The sequence below is a fragment of the Phreatobacter stygius genome, from assembly GCF_005144885.1.
In the GTDB taxonomy this organism is placed as follows: Bacteria; Pseudomonadota; Alphaproteobacteria; order Rhizobiales; family Phreatobacteraceae; genus Phreatobacter; species Phreatobacter stygius.
The window spans coordinates 5,988,791-6,008,718 of the sequence record NZ_CP039690.1 but is presented as its reverse complement, the minus strand read 5'-3'; the positions used below and the strand labels follow the sequence as shown (position 1 = coordinate 6,008,718).

The window sequence follows — 19,928 nt, the reverse complement described above, 5'->3', positions numbered from 1 at the left end:
GATTAATTGAACAGTGTTAGAAAATTTATCGACAGTCAATCGGGACGCGACGGGAAGAACGGTGGAACAGCGCAGGCAGGGACGCACCCGGGCGGTCAAGGAGCTCAAGCGCAGCCTCATCCTGGACGCCGCGCGCAAGGTCTTCGAGGCGGAGGGCCTTGATGGCGCGTCGCTGCGGGCGATTGCCTCGGAAGCCGGCTACACGCCCGCCGCGCTCTATTTCCACTTCGCGTCCAAGGAAGCGATTTACGCCGAGGTGCTTCAGGCCTCGCTGACCAATCTCAGCGAAACCGTCGACCGGGCGGTCGCCCGCTGCCGCACGCCCGCCGAACGGCTGCGCGCCGCGGCAACCGCCTTTTTCGGCTTCTATGCAGCCAATCCGCGTGATCTCGATCTCGGCTTCTACCTGTTCCGCGGTGGCATGAAACCGAAAGGCCTCGGCCGGGAGCGCGACGAGGAGCTGAATGCCGGGCTCGCGGCGGCGCTCGGGCCGATCGCGGAAGCCGCCGAAAGCCTGGGCGCGACACGCGAAGCGGCCAATCTCCTGATGGTCGACGCCTTCGCCCACGCCGCCGGCCTGCTCCTGCTCGCCCATACCGGCCGCATCAGGATGTTTTCAGCCTCGGCGCCCGAACTGATGGCGCGCTACATCGACGGCGTCGTCGAGCGCCTGCAGCGGACGTGACAGGCGGCGAGCGGCGGCCTGCCTGTCAGGGAATGAGGATGGACGGCGCCGAAATGCGGGCGCGGAACATGTTCCGCTGGCCGGGACTGCCGGCAAGGGTTGCATCCGAGCTCTCGATATCCAGCCTCAGGCCCCGATCCGCCAGGGCCTCCGCGACCTGGTTGAGCGCCGCGATCGCACCAATGAGCTTGTCGCGCATCTCTTGGGGGATAGCATCCATGATGGGCTCCGGCTGACCGGTCTGAACGGCGTCGCCGACGGCCGGCGCACCGCCCTCGAATGTGTATTCAACAACCGACCGGCTGCGCAGTTCCTTTTCGGAACGGCTGGTCTGCGCTCAGTTCGACCCGCGACATGCCGCCGCCGGGCGGAACAAAGACCGGGGCCCGCGGGTTGTCGGACCGAGCTGGCCTGCCTGCCGCTTCGGCCGGTTTGTGAGGGAGGCTCATGCCATGCGCGACGACATCGCTCGGCCCGGCCCGCGCTGCCTCTATAGTCTTCAGGACATTCGGCAGATGCGGCTGAAATTCGACCAGACCTGCGAGGAACTCGGCCTGTTCCACGAAGACCGGGAGGCCCGGGCGGCGGTCGGCCGTGCCGTGGTCAAGGCCTTCGCCACCGGCCTCGCCGAGACCCCGCCGACATTCGCCACCGAGACCCTGCCCTTCGAAGGCGAAGGAGCGGCCGTCAGGACCCGATCGGGGGGCTCGCCCTACGGCATCCGGCACCGCCGCCTGATCGATTCGGCATAGGGCAGAAGCGGCGTCAGGTCGAAGGTCTGCTCGACACCGGCGAACTGAATGAACAGACGCGCGGCGCCGGCAATATCGCGCAGCAGGGATTCGGCATAACGCGCGCTGACATAGGCCGTGCGTCCCGGCGTGGTCCAGCTGATCGGCTTGGAAGGCCCGTCGTCGATCTGATAGGTGCCCGCTATCGGCCTGTCGCGCGGGCGATCGACCCGGAATCCCGCGGCGTAGGAGATGAACACACCGGTTTCGCTGCAGACGACCGTGAATTTCTCGCCCGAACTGCGGTAAGTCAGGTCGAGCACGGCGGCACTGCCCGGTCGTGCCGCGATATCCTGCACCAGCCATTGGGCGCGCGCCGGACCGGCGACCAGCATCGTCCAGAGCAGGGCAGCGAGAATACGACGGATCGGCACGGTCACTTCTTGGGTCAGATCTTGCGAATTCATCGGCCATCAATGATCCGGCCATTGCACAAACTATATGATCGCCCGTGCAATGGTCGAGTGTGTTGCCGCACATAACCGTCATTCCGATCCGCACGACAATGGATCTTTCGACCGACCCTGGGGCAACCCCAGCGTCAACTCACGCAAGGCGGCCGCGTGACCGGCACCGCACCCGCCTTCCCCCAGCGTCCCGATCGTCGAGGCCTGCAAAAAGCGCTCGGACCAAAAACCACACGCGGGCCATGTGGAACTATGGCTGGGGCCCACGCGTTGATGCGGCGCCGGACAGACGGCGAGAGCCGGCAAAGGGTCAGACCATGGCATGGGACAACTTCCTGAGCGCGCTGGCGTCTTATGACCCGCCGACGGACGATACCGACGAGCACGCCATCGATGACGGCGGAACCTTCGAACACGATCTCGTCCTGCGTTATGCGGCGGTCGGAATATTCGTCATTCTGGCGATCGCCACGCTGAACATGACCCGCGCCATCTCCCTGCCGGTAACCGCCGGCGTCATCATCGGCCTGGTTCTCGGCCCGCTCGTCGATCGGCTGGTTCGGCACGGGGTTCCAAGGCATCTGGCGGCGGCGGTCCTCGTGCTGGCCAGCGTCGGTCTGACACTTGCCGCGCTCTCATTGCTCACCGTCCCGATCGCCGCCTGGAGCGACCAGTTGCCGGCCATGATGGCGGCGCTCCAGGCCAAGCTCGCCGACATATTTGCGATCATCAAACAGGTCGAAACCGCGCTCGAGAGCCTCTCGACCTCGTCGGGCCTGCAGGTCAACGTCGCCGGCGGCAGCCAGGTGATGCATTTCGCCATATCGTCCTCCGCGGCCGCCGGCGGCGTGCTCATTTTCATTGCCACCACCTATTTCTACCTGGCCACCCGTCGCATCATGAAGGCGCGCATCCTCCGCCTCTGCCTTGGCCGCGGGGCCCGGAAATCGGCAGGCGGCTTCTTCGAAGAAATCGAAGAGCGGGTGGCTGCCTATCTCGGCATCGTCACGGTCATCAATCTGGGACTGGGCGCGGCCACGACGATCATCGCCTGGATCGCCGGCCTGCCGTTTCCGATCTTCTGGGGAGCGCTGGCGTTCCTGCTGAACTATCTCGCCTTTGTCGGCCCGATCATCGTCGCGGCGCTGCTGTTCGCAGCCGGCCTGCTAACGACCACGACCACGCTTGCCGCGCTTTGGCCGGCCGCCGCCTTCTATGTCCTGCATCTCGTGGAGAGCAATGCCGTGACCCCCGCCGTGGTCGGCAACAGGCTGACCGTGTCGCCCTTCCTGGTGTTCATCTCCTTCATCTTCTGGCTCTGGCTGTGGGGGCCGATCGGCGCCGTGCTGTCGACGCCGATCCTGCTGATCGCGATGGTCGGCGTCGAAACCTTCGCCAAATACCGCGCCGAAGAACGCTGCCCGCCGGCCGCACCGACCCCGTGAGATGGTCCGGGAACCGATCGGAGGGCCGGACGTTCATCATGGGATCGAAGCGGGGCGACCCGCTCCCGCACCGAAGCGATTTCATCGATTTTGCAAGGAGATTGATATGGCCAATCCTGTTTCGTCGGGCAAACGACTGTCGGCTGTCTCGGCCGCGGCCGAGGACGCCGCCGAGCGCGTTTCGGCAACCGCCACCAAGGCGCGCGAGGAGGCTTCGGAATTGCAGGACACCGTCGTGCGCAATGCCGAGGAACTGGCGGCGAACGTCAATCAGAAGCTGAAAGCGGCCGGCGTCGACACTGACGTGATGGTCAAGGCCGCCAAGGGCCAGGCGTCGGAACTGCAGCGCCTGGTGGCGGACGAGCTGAAAGCCCGGCCGCTGCGCGCGCTCGGCATTGCCGCGGCCATTGGCCTGGTCGTCGGTTTCATGACGGCGCGCTGACATGTTCAAGGTGCTCGGCGCGCTGGCCATGAGCGAGGCAGGCCAATCGATCAGGAAGAGCCTGGTCGTCCACGGCCTCTATGTCGTCGCGATTCTGATCGGCGTCGTCGCCTGCGGCTTTGCGCTCGCCGGGCTCTACACCATGCTCGCCCTGCGTTACGATGCGGTGGTGGCGAGCCTGGTGATCGCCGCCGGCCTGTTCGTCGTCGCGCTGGTCATTTTTGCCATCGCAGCCTTCATGCAATCGCGTCCGCGCAGGTCCAATGCCCTGGCGACCACGGCGCTGGTCGCCGCGCCGATCGCGGCGAGCGCGCTCGGCTCGAAGAACACGCTCAAGGTCGCCGCGCTCGGCGGCATCGTCTTGCTCGGCGCCGCGCTCGGCCGCCAATTGGGCCGCTGACCGGCAGGCCGGGCAAGCCATGTCTTTTGACATAGGACGAGGCGCCGCCTTAGCCTAACTCGATCCGATGATCGGTTGGATGAAGACGCGCTCGGCGATGACCAATTGGTGGCCAACTCAACGGGCGAGGTCGATGACGCCCCTGGTCAGCGGCATTCTGGCGCTGGCCGCGGTCGCGGTGACCATCGTCATGGTCGCCCTGATCAACCTGCAGGCGCTCGAAGCGGTGCGCCGCGTCGTCCATGCGCTGCAGGCGCGCGAACATGCCGAGCGGTTTCTCGGCCAGTTGCGCGACGCCGAGACCGGCCAGCGCGGCTTCCTGCTCACCGGCCGGCGGGAATTCCTGGAACCCTATGACAGCGGCAAAGCGGCCATCGCGGCCGAACTCGGCAGCCTTGCCACACTCGTCTCCGACAATCCCGCGCAGAGCATCCGTGTGACCCGGCTGCGCAATCTCGCCACCGCCAAGATGGCGGGACTGGACGAGGCCATCGCCGCCTATCGCGCCGGCGACCTGGCCAAGGCGCTCGACCAGGTCCGCCAGGAGGTCGGCAAGGGGCTGATGGACGAGGTGCGCCTCACCGTCGGCGAACTGCAGGCCGAAGAGACCCGGCTTTCAGCCGAGCGCACCGCCACCGGCAATCAGCGCAGGCTGATCAGCACGCTGGGCGTGGTCCTGGCGCTGGCTTTCCTGGCCTTTGCCGCCTGGCGGCAGCTCTATGTCGGCAACCGCCGCAATCTCAGCCTGGCCCAGGCCAATGCGCTGCTCGATCGGCGCGTGACCGAGCGGACGCAGCAGCTGGAAAACGAGAAGCTCAGGGTCGAGGCGCTGCTGAAGGACGTCAACCACCGGGTCGGCAACAATCTGGCGACGGTGTCCGCGCTGCTCAGCGTGCAGGGCCGCCAGGCGCGCGAACCACAGGTCAAGGCCGCTCTCGCCCAGGCCCAGTCGCGCATCCAGGCGATCGCCGCCGGACAGCGCCGCCTGCGCATCGACATCGAGGCCGACGAGATCGATGCCCGCCCCTATTTCGAAGACCTCCTGGCCGAGATCGGCAAGGCCGCCGAGGGCCGCCCGATCACCTTCAAACTCGCCATGGAGAATATCCGGCTGCCCGGACGCGATGCCGTGTCCTATGTGGTGCTGGTCAATGAACTGGTGACCAACGCGATCAAACATGCCTTTCCCTCGGGCATGGCGGGGACGATCACGGTTGGCGTGCACCCGGCCGCCGACGACACGAATGCCGTCCTGCTGCGGATCGAGGACGACGGCGTGGGCATGCCGGCCAAAGTCGAGTCCGACGGCCTTGGCCAATCGGTCATCGCCAGCCTGTTGCGCAGCATGCGGGCGACGATGGCCGTGGAGATGATCGATCCCGGTGCGCCAAGGCCGGGCACGCGTGTCACCCTGATTTTCCCGAAAAAGGAACCGGCAGCGACCGAAACCTAGGCCTCGGCGTTCAGGACATTCTCGACCAGCCGCCGGATCTCGGGCGCCGAAAACGGCTTGCGAACGAAGGGCACCGCGCGCAGCAGTTCCGGCAGGTCCGCCGGCAACGAGCCCGAGACGAAGGCGAAAGGCGTACCGCGGCTGGCCAGGGCTTGGGCCAGCGCGAAGGTCTTGCCGCCAATGACGTCGATATCGAGCAAGGCGAAGGATAACGGCGCCTCCGCCGCCTTGTTCGCCTCGTCCAGCGAGCCGACGACGACCAGCTCGGCATCGCCATCCAGGCCGTCGCCGACCGTGGCCTCAAGATCGAGCGCAATGAATGGATCGTCTTCGACGATCAGAACTCTTGTATTTGCCAAGGTTCGATCCCTCCATTGGCAGCCGAACCTTACCGCTCATTTGAATGATTCTGGCAGAGATAGATTAGCGCCGCGTTATTCGATATCGTCGACGCAACCTGCCGGGCCGGGGCCGCCCACAAAGGAAGAGCCTCGCGCGCTCGCTCTGGCGCGTTCGGAAGCCGTTGTTTCGATGGGCCCTGTCATGATGCAACGCATGCCCGACGGACCAGTTCCTGCGGTGTAGCCGACCAACGATCGCCGGCCGCCTTCAGCCTGACGGCCGGGGCACAGAACAGAATGGGCGGAGCTCGGTGGTCACACCGATGCTTTCAAGGCCGATGCGGGAGAAGCGCCATGGCAGTGATCAACATCATCATGATCGTGTCGATCGTCATCGTCGTGGTCGCCACGGTGATGGGTTTCCTCAGCGGCTTCGGCAAACGATCCCGACACTGACAAGCCGAGCCCCGGCGCGATGACCTGACGACCTGAGCTACGGCGAGCGGAGCATGAGCCGGCGTCGCCGGGTCATGACGGGCCTGCCTTGTCTCGGTCGCGATCCGACCGTGCCGCGGCCCCGGACAGCGCGCGGCGGAGCCTTCCGTTGCACCCGCAAACGAGGAACAAAACACGGCACGCGGCGTTTTCCGAAAGACTTCAATAGGCAGCACAGGAGAGACGCCATGTTCGGCTGGGCCATCATGTTTCTGATCGTCGCACTCATTGCCGCGGCCCTTGGCTTCGGCGGCGTTGCGGGAACCGCCATGTCGGCCGCCCAAATCGTCTTCGTGGTGGCGCTGATCGCATTCGCGATCTCCGCGGTCATGGGTCTGGTTCGCGGCAGGGGCTGACGGCGCCGACGCGTCGACAGGCGGCCATTCCTCCAGATCAAAACCCCCGCTTCGGGTGATCCGAAGCGGGGGTTTTGTGTTTCGAGGGCCGACATCTGTCGTGTGGCCGGCCCCGTTTCGCGTGGTGCGCCTTCGATCAGGCGGCCGCCTTGCCGGCGCGCCGGTCGAAGAACAAGGCCTGGCTGATCGCTGCCTTCACCGCATCCTGCTGGAACGGCTTGGTGATCAGGAAGGCCGGTTCCGGCCGGTCGCCGGTGAGCAGGCGTTCCGGATAGGCGGTGATGAAGATGACCGGCACCGAGATCGAGCGGAGGATCTCGTTGACCGCGTCGAGGCCCGAGCTGCCGTCGGCGAGCTGGATGTCGGCGAGTACCAGGCCCGGCCGCTTGGCGGCGACCAGGGCGACGGCCTCCTTGTGGGTGCGCGCGACGCCGGTGACCCGGTGCCCGAGCTCCTGCACCATCGTCTCGATATCGAGCGCGATGATCGGTTCATCCTCGATGATCAGCACGTCGGTCGCCATCTGCTCGGCGATCTCGCGGCCGGCGCGATCGAGCAGGTCGGCGGTGTCGGCCACCGGCTCGGCCATGATGCTGGCGACCTCGGACAGCGAAAAACCCTCGACGGTGCGCAGCAGGAAGGCCTGGCGGGAGCGCGGCGTCAGCGCGTCGAGGTTGCGCTCGGCGAAGGACCGATCCCCCTCGCCTTCGTTGTTGACGCCGACCGAGGACCAGAGCTTGAGGAACAACCGGTAGAGCGCAATGCGTTCGCCGAGGCTGCGTTCGAAGATCGTGGGGTCTTCGACCAACGCCTCCAATGTCGCCACGACATAGGCATCGCCGCTCGCCTGGGTCCCGCACAAAGCCCGTGCGAAACGCCTAAGGTACGGGAGATGCTGGGCTATTTCCTTCGCGATCGACATCGTATGGTGCTCCTTATTGGTCGGAAGGCGAACATTTGCCGCCATCGCTTGGCAAGCATTTTATTTCTTGCTCGACATGGAACTTTCCTGAGGCGCACAGGTTCCTTAGGCGGATTGGTATATCTGCGCCTTGGCGAGCGCGACGCTTCTGTGGCCAATCGACAACTGCGGATTCCGCTGGTCAAGGTGATGATGAGGACGAGCATGGTGAACCCAAGAGACGAAGACCCCGCCCGCGATTTCGAGGTCTTCGAGAACGAGCCTGTCCTCGATCAACGCGTTCAGGATGCCATTGGCCGTTCCTTGAAAGCCCATTACGACGATCTCGTCAGGGCCCCGATCCCCGATCGTTTTCTGGTTCTGCTGGCGCAGCTCGAAGCCAAGGAGCTGAAGGCCCAGTCGAATGGTGAAACCGATGAGCGATGACATTTTCAGGGACGGACTGATTGCCGAGATTCCGAACCTGAGGGCTTTCGCGGCATCGCTGTCCGGCTCGATGCAACTGGCTGACGACCTGGTCCAGGATACGCTCTTGAAGGCCTGGTCGAATGCCGAGAAATTCGAACCCGGAACCAGCCTGCGGGCCTGGCTCTTCACCATCCTGCGCAACACCTATTTCTCGCTCTACCGCAAACGCGGGCGCGAGATCCAGGACAGCGACGGCACCTATACCGAACGCCTGTCGACCCAGGGCAACCAGGAAAGCCATCTCGACCTCGCCGATTTCCGCAAGGCGCTGGCGACCCTGCCGGACGAGCAGCGCGAAGTGCTGATCATGGTTGGCGCAAGCGGCCTGTCCTATGAAGAAACCGCCGAGATCTGCGGCGTTGCCGTCGGCACCGTCAAGAGCCGTGTCAATCGCGCCCGCGGCAAGCTCGCCGAGCTGCTGCAGATCCATGGCGCCGACGAATACGGCCCTGACCGGAAGACAACCGCAGCCCTGCAGACCACTGGCGCCTCGGGTTCCGGCAACTGACGAAACCGGCAGAGCATGAAGCTGTCCAAATTCCAGACCGTCCGAGGCCGCCTGATCGGGCTTCTGGTGCTGATCGCGGTGCCGATGGCGCTGCTCGCCGCCACCGCCGCGGTGACGACTTATAGGACGGTGCTGGGATCGATCGAAGATCGCCAGCTGGAAGCGGCGGCCAATTACGCGGTCAGGACGCGGATCTGGTACGACGGCGCGCTTCGGGCGCTGCTCGCCACCGTCGCCGGGGTCGAAGCGACCGGTCTGACGGACCCGCAATGCGACGCGATCGGCCGCCAGGTGCTCGCCGGCACCCAGGACGACCAGGCATTGCGCCTGCGCTTCGCCAATGGCACGTCCTGCCTCGCCTCGCGCAACGGCGCCCTGTCCGCCGAGACGCTCGACGCCATGACGCGGACCCTGACGTCGCGCCCGATCGTCCAGGATCTGCCGGGCGCCGCGTCGACGACGGCGCGCTACGATTATGTCGACATCGACGGCAAGCACTATCTCGCCATTCACGCGACCGGCGGCGGGGCCGGAACCGGCTGGGAGGGCCTCTACGTCACCGACGTGGCGGCGCTCGAGCGGGCCTTCGATCTCGGAGCCCTGGCGGCCGGCGCGGTCGTCGGTCTCATCGGCCGGAGCGATCAGATCCTGATCGCCCGGGGCGCCGACGAGAAGGACGTGAGCTGGCTGCCCGAGGGGAGCATTTCCCGAACCGGCGAGCCCTTCGAGGCGGCCAGCCGCGCCGGCGCGCGGCGGTCCTATTCCGTTCAGCGGATCGCCGAGCCCGATCTTTATGTCCTGGCAAGCCTCGACCAGACCGTCACCCGCGCCGCGCAAACCCAGTTCCTGGCGCTGCTGATCATTCCACTGGCGACGCTTGCCCTGCTCTGCGCGGTCTATCTGCACGCCATCCACAGCCACATCCTGCGCTGGCTGCGCGGCATCGAGCAGGCGGCGCGGCAGGAAGAGCAATCGTCATTCACCGCCCGCGCGCTGGTCGCCGAGGAAATGCCGTCGGACATCAAGAGCGTCGCGCGGGCCTTCAACGGCATGGTCGATGCGCAGGAGCAGCGTCAGCACGCGCTGCAGACCGCGCTCGACCGCAACCGGCTGCTGGTGCGCGAGCTGCACCACCGGGTGAAGAACAGCCTGCAGATCGTGCAGAGCTACCTGTCGCTCGCCAAGCGCAACCATTCAACCGAGGCGAAGCTGGCGCTGAGCGAGGCGGAGTGCCGGGTCCAGGTGCTGGCCATCGCCTATCGTTTCGCGCTTGCCGAAGGCGAGATGCATGTGGTGCGTGTCGACGCATTCCTGGACGAGGTGCTGGCGACGATCTCGCGGCTGCTGTCGCGCCCCGGTCAATTGGTGGAAGGGCAGATCGCCTCGCAGGCGAGCTTGCCGATCGATCGCCTGATCCCGCTGGGGCTGCTGGTCGTCGAGGTGGTGTCGCGCTGCCTTTGGACCATACAGGGCGTGCATATCATCGCCCGCGTCGTCGATCTCAACCCGAACGCCGCCAAAAAGGCCTTCGAACTCAAGCTGACGGCCGATCGCGACGTGGCGCTCGGACCGCAGCCGAAAATGCTTGCCGGCCTCGCCATGCAGATCGAGGCGGTCCAGCCGGTGCCGGCGACGGCCGCCGATCTCGGCACCTGGCAGGTGACCACCTAACCCGGACGTCTCACGCGGGCCTGAAGGTTCAGCGCTCGATCGCCGGGCGGTCACCCGGATCCGGCAGGACACGCTCGAGCGTATCGATAGCGGCGGTGGCGTTGATCGCGAGGACGGCGCCCTGCGCCGCCTGATCATGGTAACCGAGGCGCGAATTTGGCCCGCCGGTTGGCTGTAGGATCATGCTGACCAGGCAGATGCCCAGAATGACCAGGGTTGCCGCCGCAAAGGACAACAGGGGTAGAACCGGGCGCGACGCGATGGACATGGTGATCTCCTGCCTCGTTGCGGGTCAGTGCAGGAGCAACGTGCGATATCTGGGGTTGTTCCCCGTGGGCCGCGGCACCGATGGGTTTCAGCCGACCGGCGGGCGCGACGCAGGTGGCGGCTCAGACGCCGGCCTTGCCCAGTCCGAACATCCGCCAGAGCGAACTGGTCGACGTCTCCGCGGTCAGGCGTGCGCCCGCCGGCCGGCGCTCCAGGGTGATCTTGCGGTCATGAAACTCCTCCAGGCCGGCGCGATGGCCGACACTGATGACCGTCGAACCGGCGAGTTCCTCGCGCAACAGTTCGAGCAGCCCATTCTGGCTGTCTTCATCCAGCGCCGAGGTCGCCTCGTCCATGATGATGATGGTCGGTTTCTGGATCAGCAGCCGGGTAAACGCGACACGCTGGCGCTCGCCCCCGGACAGGGTTTGATCCCATTTGGCCTCGTCGTCATCGAGGCGCTTGGCGAGATAGCCGAGACCGCAGCGCTTCATCGCCGTGACGATGGTCTCGTTGTCGACCGCTATGTCGGCATGGGGATAAAGCAGCGCCTCCTTGAGGGTGCCCATGGGGATGTAGGGTTTTTGCGGCACGAAGGCGATGGACTGGCCCGGCGGCACGGTGATCTTGCCCGAACCCCAGGGCCAGAGACCGGCGAGCGCGCGGATCAGCGTGCTCTTGCCGGTGCCGCTCGCGCCGGTGATCAGCACCTTTTCGCCGGCCTCGATGACGACGGAGGCATCGGCAATGACCACGCGGCCGTTGCGATGGGCCAGCGACAGGTTGTCGATATGGATCGCGCCGTCGCCGCTGGTGCCCAACTCGATCTGGCCCTCACCCTCCATGATGGTGCCCATGTCGAGGTCTTCCAGCACCTCGACCAGTTCGTCGACACGCTTGAGCGAAGCGTACCATTCGGCGAGCTTGACGAAATTGTCGACGAACCAGATCAGCGCGGACTGCACCGCGCTGAAGGCGGCGGTGACCTGCATGACCGCCCCGAGAGACAGCTCGCCGGCGAGATATTTGGGCGCCACCAGCACCAGGGGAATGATCGGGAACAAGGCGCCATTGGTGTTCATCACCAGCGCGATGATGCCCTGCTGGCGGACGATCTGAAGCCAGGCCTTGACGACATTGCGGTAATTGTCGTGAACCGATGCCCGTTCGTCATCATCCCCCCGGATCAGCGCGATGCTTTCGGCATTTTCCCTGAGCCTGGTCATCTCGGCGCGGAATTGCGCCTCCATCTGGTTCTTGTGCGAGATCCTCCCGACCAGGGGCCTGCCGGTGAAATAGGCCGCCGTCGAGATGACGACCGCATAAAAGATGGCCGCGATCGCCATGTAGAAGGGAATGACGACCGTCGTTCCGCCGAGCGAAAACTGCACCGATCCCGCCACCTGCCAGAGGATGGCGGCGAAGGTGACCGCCGTGACCGAGGCGGTGATCAGGCCGAGCGCGAACTCGACCAGCGGTTCGACCGACAGGCGGACGTCCTCGGCAATGCGGAATTCCGGCGCGGTCTGCTCCTCGGCGATGAAGCCGAGCCGGTAATAGCGCTGGTCGGCGATCCACCAGCCCGCCAGATGCATGGTCAGCCATTCGCGCCAGCGCGTCTGCAGCAGCATGCGCGTGACGACGACGCCCGACAGCGCGAGCGAGAAGAAACCGACAATGACCGGCACCCAGCCGATGGCGCCGAGGACGTCGCCAACCGACTTTCGCTCGAGCGCATCGAAAAACAGGCGTTGCCACATATTGATGCCGACCTGCGCGCCAATATGGGCGGCGGCGAAGGCCAGGACCAGCAAGGTCAGTCCCCAGGCCCGAAACCGGGTGCGTCCCGTCCAGAAACCCAATGACGTCCGAAAGAATTCGCGCGCCCGCAAGCGCCCGCGAGATGAACCCTCATCCCGCCCCAGATCGTCATTCTCGGTCATCATGGCCACCGGTTCGAAAGGCGCGACACGCGAGGGCGCGCCCCGACGCGCTCCCCATGACAACGCCCCGTCCCCGCGCAGGTTCCTCTCCTGCGCCGGAACTTCCTGGCCACGAGGCCGTTGATGCGGTGGTTGATTTTGCGAGGGTCCGAATGCTCGTCTATACTGACAAGAGCCGCCTGCCGCGGGCCGGAACGCCCTGCAGTGCCTGCCCCCTTCGGGCCAAGCCCGCTTTTGCCGACAAGACGGTGGATGACATCGCCTTCATCCAGTCGATGAAGATCGACCATCGGCTGGTGAAGGCCGGCAGCGACATCATCAGCCCGGGCGAAACCGATGCCGAACTGTTCACGCTGTTCGCCGGCTGGGCCTATCGCTACAAGACCTTGCCCGACGGCCGGCGGCAGATCCTCAACTTCCTCCTGCCCGGCGACATTCTGGGCCTGCAAGCCTCACTGCTCAGCGCCTCCCAGCATGGCATCGAGGCCTTGACCGATGTCGAGGTCTGCGTGTTTTCCCGCCGCCGCGTCTGGGACCTGTTCGTCAAGATGCCCACCCTCGCCTATGAGCTCGCCTGGCTCGGCTCGCGCGAGGAAAGCATGGTCGACGAGAACCTTGTCTCGGTCGGCCAGCGCAGCGCCGCCGAACGGATCGCCGCGCTGGTCATCTCGCTGTTCCGGCGCGCCGAAACGCTCGGCTTGGTCAGCGACAAAAGTTTCCAGTTTCCGCTGTCGCAGCAGCACATGGCGGACGCGCTCGGCCTGTCGCTGGTCCATACCAGCAAGACCTGGTCGCGGCTCCGGCGCGCCGGCCTGTTCGCATTCGCCGGCGGACGCCTGACACTGCTGAATCCGCGGCTCACCGCGCGGATGGCCTCGCTGTTCGAACGCGAGATGACGCCGCGGCCGCTGATCTGAGCGGCGCAGCTTCTCGGTGCTTGCCGGGAACCTTGATCCGACCCGAGACGTTCCATGACTGTCCCCCCGCCTGTGCGGGCCCACCTTCAAAACCCGGAGATTGTGAAATGGCGAACCAAGCCACGGGAACGACGTCCGGCCGGTCCATGTCCGGTCATTCCGCGATCATTGCCGCCGACCGCGTCGCCGGCACCAATGTCTATAACAGCAATGGCGAACATCTCGGCGAGATCCACGACATCATCCTCGACAAGGAATCGGGCCATGTCGTCTACGCCATCATGTCGTTCGGCGGTTTTCTCGGCATCGGCGAGAAATATCATCCGCTGCCGTGGAGCGTGCTGAAATACGACACCGAGCGCGAAGGCTATGTCGTGCCGCTGACCCGCGACCGGCTGGAGAACGCCCCGATGTACGATGCCAAGGGCGAGCCGGACTGGAGCGACCGCGTCTATGGCAAGCGCATCTACGACTATTACGGAACCAGTCCCTACTGGATGTAAGTTCCACGTCGACCTTTCGGCATTTCAGGGCGCGAGCTTGCCGCTCGCGCCCTTTTGACGAAACGATAGCGCCGGCCGGCGCGCGCGTGCTGTAGCATGGCGCTGCGGTTTCCTTTTTCATCCCGCCGGAGCGCGCGATGCATATCCGTTATGGCTTCCACATCGACATCCTGTGCGAGGCGGCGACGCCGCTGATCGCCTTGCTCGACATTCACCCGAGCCGGCGCCAGGACCTGACCCAGGCCGACGAGCTGATCGCCAGCGCGCTGGCCGACCCGGCCTTGCCGATCGAGCAGACCATTCACGAAGATCAGTTCGGCAATCTCTGCCGGCGCATGACCGCGCCGGCCGGCGGCCTGTCGCTCAAGGCCGGCGGGGTGATCTTCGATCCCGGTTTTTCCGACACGGTACAGCCTTTGGCCGGCGAGGTGCCGCCGGAGCAACTGCCGGAGGACACCCTGATCTACCTGCGCGGCAGCCGCTATTGCGAGACCGATCAGCTGTCGCAGGAGGCCTGGCACCGCTTCGGCCATGTCGCGCCGGGCTGGAGCCGTGTCCAGGCGATCACCGATTTCGTCCACGACCGGCTCGGCTTCGGCTACCACTTTGCCCGCGACACGCGCACCGCTACCCAGGCCTTTGAGGAACGGGTCGGCGTCTGCCGGGATTTCGCCCATCTGGCCATCACGCTGTGCCGCTGCATGAATATCCCGGCGCGCTATGCCACCGGCTATCTGCCCGATATCGGCGTGCCCCAGGACCCTGCCCCGATGGATTTCTGCGCCTGGTTCGAGGCCTTCCTCGATGGCCAGTGGTACACCTTCGATGCCCGCCACAACATGCCGCGCATCGGCCGCATCGTCATGGCCTACGGCCAGGACGCCGCCGACGTGCCGCTGGTCAACTCGTTCGGCGCGCATGTGCTCGATCGTTTCGAGGTGACTGCCGAAGAGGTGCTCGGCCAGCGCTTCCCGGTGAGTGCGGAAGATCGCCGCGCCCATGCTGCGGCCCAGACCGCGTGGCGCCGAAACCGGTCCGAAGGATTGCCCTGACGGCGGCTGCGCGGGAGGCCGGTGCCAGCCGGCCTCCCCTCATGTCATTGCTCAGCGGGCGTTCCAGACGCCGACGACGAAACCGACGGCCGCGGCGATGCCGAGCGCCCGGAACGGCCGGGCGGCGATTTCGTCGATCAGCAGCTTCTGCAGTTCGGTTGCCTGGCCCTTGGCGGCGTCGACCATGACATCGGTGTCGACACCGACATGTTTCAGCGTCTTGCTCGCGGACGAGGCAAAATCGCTGGCGCCGCGGACGATCTTGTCCTCGAGTTCGGTCGGGCCGGCCGGGCCTCCGTTGTTCGATCCCGTGCGGCCTTGCGCATCAGCCATGACAAACCTCCATCGATCCTGAACCCATGCGGGCAATGCCCGTCAATGGTCCAACCCGATCGAAGGCGTGAGGTTCCGGCCGAGGCTTAGCGCCACATGCCGCGCATGCGCTGGGCGATATCCACCTTGACCGGCTGGGCGGCGGCGCGGCCGGCATTGGCCTGCTGGGCGGCGATCGGCCAGGTGGTCAGCTGGAAGTTTTTCAGAACCGAGGGCGGAATGAACCGGGTGCGCTGGGCATAGACGTGCCGGTCGCCGGTGGATGACTGCTGATGGGTGAAGAAGCGCTGCGGCACCATCAGGTGCAGGTCGTCCTTGGCGCGGGTCATCGCGACATAGAGCAGCCGCCGCTCCTCCTCGATCTCGGAACTGGTGCCGGCACCGAGATCGGAGGGAATGCAACCATCGACCGCATTGAGCACGAAGACCGATTTCCATTCCTGGCCCTTGGCGGAATGAATGGTCGACAGGATCAGGTAGTCCTCGTCGAGCAAGGGCATGCCGGCCTGGTCGCTGGTCGCGTCGGGCGGATCCAGGGTCAGCTCGGTCAGGAAGCGCTCGCGCGAGGGATAACCGCCGGCGATCTGCTCCAGTTGCAGAAGATCGGCGCGCCGCACGCTGGCGTCCTCGTGCATGCGCTCCAGATGCGGTTCGTACCAGAGCCGCGCCGCGCCGAACTCGGCCGGCCAACCGGCCCGGCCGGACCGCAAGGCCAAGGCCAGGTCGACAAAGGCCGGCCAGTCATCGCCGGAGCGAGGCGGCGCCGCGGCCTCGGCCAGCGCGCCGAACGGATCCCTGACCCCGGTCATCTGGTCGATCAGGCGTGCCGCCGAACTGCCGCCAACGCCCGGGATGAGCTGCAGCACCCGGAACCCGGCGACGCGGTCGCGCGGGTTCTGCACGAAGCGCAGCAATGCCAGCATGTCCTTGACATGGGCGGCATCGAGGAACTTGAGCCCGCCGAACTTGACGAAAGGAATGTTGCGCCGGACCAGCTCGACCTCCAGCGGGCCGCTGTGATGCGAGGTGCGGAACAGCACCGCCTGGGCCTTCAAGGCCGTGCCGGTCTCGCGGTTTTCCAGGATCCGGTCGGCGACGTAGCGGGCCTGGTCGATCTCGTCGCGCACGGTGACGAGGCCCGGAGGCTCGCCGGAGGTGCGTTCGGTCCACAGATTCTTGGTGAAGCGCTCGGCGGCCTCGCCGATCACCGCATTGGCGGCGGCCAGGATCGGCTGGGTCGAGCGGTAGTTGCGGTCGAGCGTGACGATCTCGGCCGGCGGGTCGAACTGGCCGGGAAAATCGAGGATGTTGCGCACGGTCGCGGCGCGGAACGCATAGATCGACTGGGCGTCGTCGCCGACCACGGTGAGGCCGCGCCCCGCGGGCTTCAAGGCGATGAGGATCGACGACTGCAGCCGGTTGGTGTCCTGATATTCGTCGACCAGGATATGGTCGAAGCGGCCGGAAAGCTCCGCGGCGAGCGCCGGCTCGGCGACCATTTGCGCCCAGTAGAGCAACAGGTCGTCGTAATCGAGCACGTTGTGGCGCTGTTTCGCCTCGACATAGGCGGCAAACAGCGCCCGCAGTTCCGCTGTCCAGGCCATGCACCAGGGAAAAGCCGCCCGCAGCACCTCCTCCAGCGCCATCTCGGCATTGACCGCGCGCGAATAGATCGCAAGGCAGGTGCCCTTGGTCGGAAACCGCGTCTCGGTCTTGGAGAAACCCAGCTCGTGGCGGCAGAGGTTGACGAGATCGGCGGAATCCTCGCGATCATGAATGGTGAAGCCCGGATCCAGTCCGATCTCGCCGGCATGGTCACGCAGGATGCGCGCGCCGATGCCGTGGAAAGTGCCGGCCCAGGTCAGGGCATCGGTCATCACGCCGGCCTTGGCACCCAGCGCCTCGGCCGCGATGCGCTCGACCCTTCGGGTCATTTCGGCAGCCGCCCGGCGCGAAAAGGTCAGCAGCATGATGCGGCGCGGATCGGCGCCGCCGACGATCAGGTGGGCGACCCGATGGGCCAGCGTATTGGTCTTGCCCGAACCCGCCCCCGCGATCACCAGCAGCGGTCCGCAGCCGGCCTCCGTTGAGGCCGCGCCGTGCTCGACCGCGCGCCGCTGCTCGGGGTTGAGCTTGGTCAGATAGGCGGCGGCGACGGACAAGCGCGAATCATCCCTGGGCTGGCTTCATCCCGTGGATGACACGTTTCCTGTTTTGTTCCAATCACCGGCCGGTTGCGGCGGGAGACCTTTGCCCTGGTCGCGCCGGATCAGCCCCGCTGGCCGGCCGATCCGGGCTTCTGGCCCTGCTGGCGGCTCGGCTGGCCGCCGGCCTGCGCCTTCTGCCCACCGCGCGCCGGGCGGCCATTGCCCTGGCTCTGCTGCGACTTGCCCTCGTCATCCGGCTGGACGGGCGCCTGGGCATCTTGCCATCCACCGGCTTCCTTGGGATGCATCATGATCGCCTCCTGTTTCGCCTCTATCGAGACACAACGAGATGCGGGCGGTCCGGTTCCTGCCGCGCCGATCACGCATCGGATCGACCGGTCGGGCGGGCCTTGGGCGAAGCATCATGAGGCGGACCTGCCTCGACGGGCGGCCGCCATGGGTTAGAATGCGCCAGGGGAACCGGGCCTGCCGCCCGACCTTGCTGATCTCCGGACGCCCGACCGGTCCTTTTTTAGATATCGCCTCGCCCTCGACAGGTTGCATGATGATCGACGCCCCCAGATCCAGGAACCTGCCCGATCTGCTGGCGCCGCAGATCCGTCTTCGGCCGGACGACTATGCGGTCTATTTCGATTTCGACGGCACCCTGGTCGACATTGCCAATACGCCGGAAGAGGTGATCCTGCCGCCAAGCCTGACGCCCGACCTGACGCGGCTTCAGCAGCGCCTCGGCGGCGCGGTCGCGGTGGTGACCGGGCGGCATCTCGCCGATATCGCCCGCATGATCGCTCCGGCGCAACTGGCTGGCTCCGGCCTCCATGGCCTCGAATTCAGTTTCATGTCGGCCGATCCGGTCACACCCATGCCCGAGGCGATCGCGCCGGCCCTGCTTGCCCGCGCGGTGGCGCTGGTGGCGAGCCATCCAGGCGTGCGCCTGGAATATAAGGGCCCGATCCTGGCGGTTCACTTCCGGCAGGCGCCCGAGGCCGGGCCGGCCTTGCTCAATGCGCTCGCGCATCTGTTGGTCGAGCTCAATCTCGATCATCACCTGAAAGAGGGCCGCGCGGTGATCGAGGTGATCCCCAACGGCACGTCCAAGGCAACGGCTCTGCGAGAAATCATGCGCAGGCAGCCCTTTGCCGGACGCATTCCGATCATGATCGGCGATGATCGCGCCGACGAGGACGCCTTCGTCGTGGCCGAGGGTGCCGGTGGGTTCGGCCTGAAGGTCGCCGGCGAGCATTTCCGCCAGGCCGACGCTAGTTTCATGGAGCCGGCGGAGGTGCGCGCCTGGCTGTCGCGTATCGCCGGCGGCGACGCGGCATAGCGGCCAGGCCTCACGGGGCGACGACGGCCGCCGGTGCGGCCACGCTTTGGCCCGGCGCCAGGACCCGCAAGGCTCCCGGCATCAATTTGAACTGCAAGGGCATCGGCAAAAGCCGGATCTCGCCGTCGTTCAGCACCGTGATGCGCCGGCGGCGTGCGCCGATCCGGATGGCGGGAGCCTCGTGATAGACGATATTGGCATTGTCCTCGGCGCGGCCGGCGAGGATCGCCGCGGCCATTTTCATCAGCGTCAGCCGGCCGTTGTCGCGGGCGGCATAGATGGCGAGCCGGCCGCCATCGAGGCTCGCCCGCCTGGGGATGCGCGACGGCTGCCTGAGGAACGGATTGACCGAGACGATCACGCCGCGGCTGTCCTCGCGCCAGGTCCGGGCGCCGTCGCCGAGCACCAGGCGCATCGGCCTCAGGCGGAAGGCCTTCAGGATCGTCGTCACGATGGCGAGCAGCGTCGCCGGCAGCCGGCCCCGCGCCTGTTCGCGATAGCGCTGCAGCTTGGCAAGCGGCCCGACGACAGACGTGCACAGGAAAGCGCGTCCGTTGACCATGCCGACATCGATGGCGCGGATCGAACCGCCGACGAAGGATGCCACGGCAAGTGCCGGATCCAGCGGGATATCGAGGTCGCGGGCGAGTTGATTGACCGTGCCGAGCGGCACGATGGCCAGCCGCGTATCGGTTCCCAGGAACGCCTCCGCCGCGGCCAGAATGGTTCCATCGCCGCCGATCACGAAGACCAGATCCGGCTCATGCGCCCGGCAGGCGGCAAGCGCCTCCTCGAGGCCGCCCCGCCGCGCCATGAAGAGCCGGGGATAGAAGCCGTGCCCGGCCAGCATCGAGACGGCGACATCGACCGCTTCGGCGGTTCGCGCGGTCAGGCCGGAACTGCGATTGGCCAGGATCGCGACGGAGGCGTCGCCGGTCATCCCGAACACCAGATTGTCAGCCAAATGTCCCCTCGTCACGTCATGATTGGCCACGTCATGATTGCCGGCGCGCCCGGATGGCGGTCCGTCAAGG

24 protein-coding genes are annotated in these 19,928 nt (G+C 66.1%); 14 read left to right on the top strand and 10 right to left on the bottom strand.

Annotated elements, in window-relative coordinates; all coding sequences use genetic code 11:
* The first annotated feature begins 61 nt into the window (after positions 1–61).
* The gene (locus E8M01_RS28335; protein WP_136963217.1) at positions 62–685 is read left to right on the top strand and encodes a TetR/AcrR family transcriptional regulator; all 624 of its coding nucleotides are present in this window, start codon (positions 62–64) and stop codon (positions 683–685) included.
* A 25-nt stretch (positions 686–710) separates the two neighbouring features.
* Here E8M01_RS28335 and E8M01_RS28330 read toward each other — a convergent pair whose 3' ends face one another.
* Entirely contained in the window at positions 711–905 is a 195-nt protein-coding gene (locus E8M01_RS28330) for a hypothetical protein (protein WP_136963216.1), read from the bottom strand.
* A 232-nt stretch (positions 906–1,137) separates the two neighbouring features.
* Here E8M01_RS28330 and E8M01_RS28325 point away from each other — a divergent pair, with 232 nt between their 5' ends.
* On the top strand, positions 1,138–1,437 hold the full coding sequence (locus tag E8M01_RS28325) for a hypothetical protein (RefSeq protein ID WP_136963215.1): 300 nt from the start codon (positions 1,138–1,140) through the stop codon (positions 1,435–1,437).
* Here E8M01_RS28325 and E8M01_RS28320 read toward each other — a convergent pair.
* Positions 1,398–1,883, bottom strand: coding sequence for a hypothetical protein (locus tag E8M01_RS28320; protein WP_136963214.1), 486 nt, complete (start codon positions 1,881–1,883; stop codon positions 1,398–1,400). The genes E8M01_RS28325 and E8M01_RS28320 overlap by 40 nt on opposite strands.
* Positions 1,884–2,200: 317 nt before the next feature.
* Between E8M01_RS28320 and E8M01_RS28315 the strand changes: the two genes are divergently transcribed.
* From E8M01_RS28315 to E8M01_RS28300, 4 genes are all read left to right on the top strand, one after another.
* The gene (locus E8M01_RS28315; protein WP_170182117.1) at positions 2,201–3,328 is read left to right on the top strand and encodes an AI-2E family transporter; all 1,128 of its coding nucleotides are present in this window, start codon (positions 2,201–2,203) and stop codon (positions 3,326–3,328) included.
* A gap of 106 nt (positions 3,329–3,434) precedes the next feature.
* On the top strand, positions 3,435–3,770 hold the full coding sequence (locus tag E8M01_RS28310; protein WP_136963212.1) for a hypothetical protein: 336 nt from the start codon (positions 3,435–3,437) through the stop codon (positions 3,768–3,770).
* 1 nt (position 3,771) lies between these two features.
* A complete protein-coding gene (locus tag E8M01_RS28305; RefSeq protein WP_136963211.1) occupies positions 3,772–4,170 on the top strand; it encodes a hypothetical protein in 399 nt (132 codons plus the stop codon).
* Between the two features lie 133 nt (positions 4,171–4,303).
* On the top strand, positions 4,304–5,623 hold the full coding sequence (locus tag E8M01_RS28300) for a sensor histidine kinase (protein ID WP_170182116.1): 1,320 nt from the start codon (positions 4,304–4,306) through the stop codon (positions 5,621–5,623).
* On the opposite strand, the gene E8M01_RS28295 is transcribed toward E8M01_RS28300, so the two are convergent.
* Positions 5,620–5,982 carry a response regulator gene (locus tag E8M01_RS28295; protein WP_136963209.1) on the bottom strand — a complete coding sequence of 121 codons (363 nt, stop codon included), beginning with the start codon at positions 5,980–5,982 and terminating at the stop codon, positions 5,620–5,622. The genes E8M01_RS28300 and E8M01_RS28295 overlap by 4 nt on opposite strands.
* Before the next feature lie 665 nt (positions 5,983–6,647).
* Here E8M01_RS28295 and E8M01_RS28290 point away from each other — a divergent pair.
* Positions 6,648–6,815, top strand: a complete 168-nt coding sequence (locus E8M01_RS28290; protein ID WP_136964877.1) for a DUF1328 domain-containing protein — start codon at positions 6,648–6,650, stop codon at positions 6,813–6,815.
* A gap of 136 nt (positions 6,816–6,951) precedes the next feature.
* Here the strand turns inward: E8M01_RS28290 and E8M01_RS28285 are convergent, their stop codons facing one another.
* Positions 6,952–7,737 (bottom strand): response regulator, encoded by a 786-nt coding sequence (locus E8M01_RS28285; RefSeq protein WP_136963208.1) that lies wholly within the window; start codon positions 7,735–7,737, stop codon positions 6,952–6,954.
* On the opposite strand from E8M01_RS28285, the gene E8M01_RS35650 reads away from it, so the two are divergent.
* The 3 genes from E8M01_RS35650 to E8M01_RS28270 are packed head-to-tail and all read left to right on the top strand — an operon-like array spanning position 7,708 to position 10,384.
* Entirely contained in the window at positions 7,708–8,163 is a 456-nt protein-coding gene (locus E8M01_RS35650) for a NepR family anti-sigma factor (protein ID WP_136963207.1), read from the top strand. The two genes, E8M01_RS28285 and E8M01_RS35650, sit on opposite strands and share 30 nt — an antisense overlap.
* Complete coding sequence (locus E8M01_RS28275) at positions 8,153–8,713, top strand: sigma-70 family RNA polymerase sigma factor (RefSeq protein WP_136963206.1); 561 nt, start codon at positions 8,153–8,155, stop codon at positions 8,711–8,713. Before E8M01_RS35650 ends, E8M01_RS28275 begins: the two co-directional genes overlap by 11 nt.
* A gap of 15 nt (positions 8,714–8,728) precedes the next feature.
* Complete coding sequence (locus E8M01_RS28270; RefSeq protein WP_136963205.1) at positions 8,729–10,384, top strand: sensor histidine kinase; 1,656 nt, start codon at positions 8,729–8,731, stop codon at positions 10,382–10,384.
* 28 nt (positions 10,385–10,412) lie between these two features.
* Here the strand turns inward: E8M01_RS28270 and E8M01_RS28265 are convergent, their stop codons facing one another.
* Positions 10,413–10,652 carry a hypothetical protein gene (locus tag E8M01_RS28265; protein WP_136963204.1) on the bottom strand — a complete coding sequence of 80 codons (240 nt, stop codon included), beginning with the start codon at positions 10,650–10,652 and terminating at the stop codon, positions 10,413–10,415.
* Positions 10,653–10,773: 121 nt separating this feature from the next.
* A complete protein-coding gene (locus E8M01_RS28260; RefSeq protein WP_170182115.1) occupies positions 10,774–12,513 on the bottom strand; it encodes an ABC transporter ATP-binding protein/permease in 1,740 nt (579 codons plus the stop codon).
* A gap of 233 nt (positions 12,514–12,746) precedes the next feature.
* On the opposite strand from E8M01_RS28260, the gene E8M01_RS28255 reads away from it, so the two are divergent.
* From E8M01_RS28255 to E8M01_RS28245, 3 genes are all read left to right on the top strand, one after another.
* Positions 12,747–13,511 carry a Crp/Fnr family transcriptional regulator gene (locus E8M01_RS28255; RefSeq protein ID WP_136963202.1) on the top strand — a complete coding sequence of 255 codons (765 nt, stop codon included), beginning with the start codon at positions 12,747–12,749 and terminating at the stop codon, positions 13,509–13,511.
* Positions 13,512–13,618: 107 nt separating this feature from the next.
* Positions 13,619–14,014: a PRC-barrel domain-containing protein gene (locus tag E8M01_RS28250; protein ID WP_136963201.1), complete on the top strand. Its 396-nt coding sequence runs from the start codon at positions 13,619–13,621 to the stop codon at positions 14,012–14,014.
* 137 nt (positions 14,015–14,151) lie between these two features.
* A complete protein-coding gene (locus E8M01_RS28245; protein WP_136963200.1) occupies positions 14,152–15,066 on the top strand; it encodes a transglutaminase-like domain-containing protein in 915 nt (304 codons plus the stop codon).
* A gap of 51 nt (positions 15,067–15,117) precedes the next feature.
* Here the strand turns inward: E8M01_RS28245 and E8M01_RS28240 are convergent, their stop codons facing one another.
* From E8M01_RS28240 to E8M01_RS28230, 3 genes are all read right to left on the bottom strand, one after another.
* Positions 15,118–15,399 (bottom strand): hypothetical protein, encoded by a 282-nt coding sequence (locus E8M01_RS28240; RefSeq protein ID WP_136963199.1) that lies wholly within the window; start codon positions 15,397–15,399, stop codon positions 15,118–15,120.
* 86 nt (positions 15,400–15,485) lie between these two features.
* Positions 15,486–17,561, bottom strand: coding sequence for an ATP-dependent helicase (locus E8M01_RS28235; RefSeq protein WP_136963198.1), 2,076 nt, complete (start codon positions 17,559–17,561; stop codon positions 15,486–15,488).
* 107 nt (positions 17,562–17,668) lie between these two features.
* Positions 17,669–17,857 (bottom strand): hypothetical protein, encoded by a 189-nt coding sequence (locus tag E8M01_RS28230; RefSeq protein WP_136963197.1) that lies wholly within the window; start codon positions 17,855–17,857, stop codon positions 17,669–17,671.
* Between the two features lie 155 nt (positions 17,858–18,012).
* Between E8M01_RS28230 and otsB the strand changes: the two genes are divergently transcribed.
* Positions 18,013–18,894, top strand: coding sequence for a trehalose-phosphatase (gene otsB, locus E8M01_RS28225; protein WP_170182114.1), 882 nt, complete (start codon positions 18,013–18,015; stop codon positions 18,892–18,894).
* A 10-nt stretch (positions 18,895–18,904) separates the two neighbouring features.
* On the opposite strand, the gene E8M01_RS28220 is transcribed toward otsB, so the two are convergent.
* The gene (locus E8M01_RS28220) at positions 18,905–19,858 is read right to left on the bottom strand and encodes a diacylglycerol/lipid kinase family protein (protein WP_170182113.1); all 954 of its coding nucleotides are present in this window, start codon (positions 19,856–19,858) and stop codon (positions 18,905–18,907) included.
* Between the last annotated feature and the right edge of the window lie 70 nt (positions 19,859–19,928).

Coding starts and splice junctions, on each gene's coding strand:
- E8M01_RS28330 (WP_136963216.1), bottom strand. CDS start 905: ATGGATGCTATCCCCCAAGAGATGCGCGACAAGCTCATTGGTGCGATC.
- E8M01_RS28325 (WP_136963215.1), top strand. CDS start 1,138: ATGCGCGACGACATCGCTCGGCCCGGCCCGCGCTGCCTCTATAGTCTT.
- E8M01_RS28320 (WP_136963214.1), bottom strand. CDS start 1,883: ATGAATTCGCAAGATCTGACCCAAGAAGTGACCGTGCCGATCCGTCGT.
- E8M01_RS28315 (WP_170182117.1), top strand. CDS start 2,201: ATGGCATGGGACAACTTCCTGAGCGCGCTGGCGTCTTATGACCCGCCG.
- E8M01_RS28310 (WP_136963212.1), top strand. CDS start 3,435: ATGGCCAATCCTGTTTCGTCGGGCAAACGACTGTCGGCTGTCTCGGCC.
- E8M01_RS28305 (WP_136963211.1), top strand. CDS start 3,772: ATGTTCAAGGTGCTCGGCGCGCTGGCCATGAGCGAGGCAGGCCAATCG.
- E8M01_RS28300 (WP_170182116.1), top strand. CDS start 4,304: ATGACGCCCCTGGTCAGCGGCATTCTGGCGCTGGCCGCGGTCGCGGTG.
- E8M01_RS28290 (WP_136964877.1), top strand. CDS start 6,648: ATGTTCGGCTGGGCCATCATGTTTCTGATCGTCGCACTCATTGCCGCG.
- E8M01_RS35650 (WP_136963207.1), top strand. CDS start 7,708: ATGCTGGGCTATTTCCTTCGCGATCGACATCGTATGGTGCTCCTTATT.
- E8M01_RS28285 (WP_136963208.1), bottom strand. CDS start 7,737: ATGTCGATCGCGAAGGAAATAGCCCAGCATCTCCCGTACCTTAGGCGT.
- E8M01_RS28275 (WP_136963206.1), top strand. CDS start 8,153: ATGAGCGATGACATTTTCAGGGACGGACTGATTGCCGAGATTCCGAAC.
- E8M01_RS28270 (WP_136963205.1), top strand. CDS start 8,729: ATGAAGCTGTCCAAATTCCAGACCGTCCGAGGCCGCCTGATCGGGCTT.
- E8M01_RS28265 (WP_136963204.1), bottom strand. CDS start 10,652: ATGTCCATCGCGTCGCGCCCGGTTCTACCCCTGTTGTCCTTTGCGGCG.
- E8M01_RS28255 (WP_136963202.1), top strand. CDS start 12,747: ATGCTCGTCTATACTGACAAGAGCCGCCTGCCGCGGGCCGGAACGCCC.
- E8M01_RS28250 (WP_136963201.1), top strand. CDS start 13,619: ATGGCGAACCAAGCCACGGGAACGACGTCCGGCCGGTCCATGTCCGGT.
- E8M01_RS28245 (WP_136963200.1), top strand. CDS start 14,152: ATGCATATCCGTTATGGCTTCCACATCGACATCCTGTGCGAGGCGGCG.
- E8M01_RS28240 (WP_136963199.1), bottom strand. CDS start 15,399: ATGGCTGATGCGCAAGGCCGCACGGGATCGAACAACGGAGGCCCGGCC.
- E8M01_RS28230 (WP_136963197.1), bottom strand. CDS start 17,857: ATGATGCATCCCAAGGAAGCCGGTGGATGGCAAGATGCCCAGGCGCCC.
- otsB (WP_170182114.1), top strand. CDS start 18,013: ATGCGCCAGGGGAACCGGGCCTGCCGCCCGACCTTGCTGATCTCCGGA.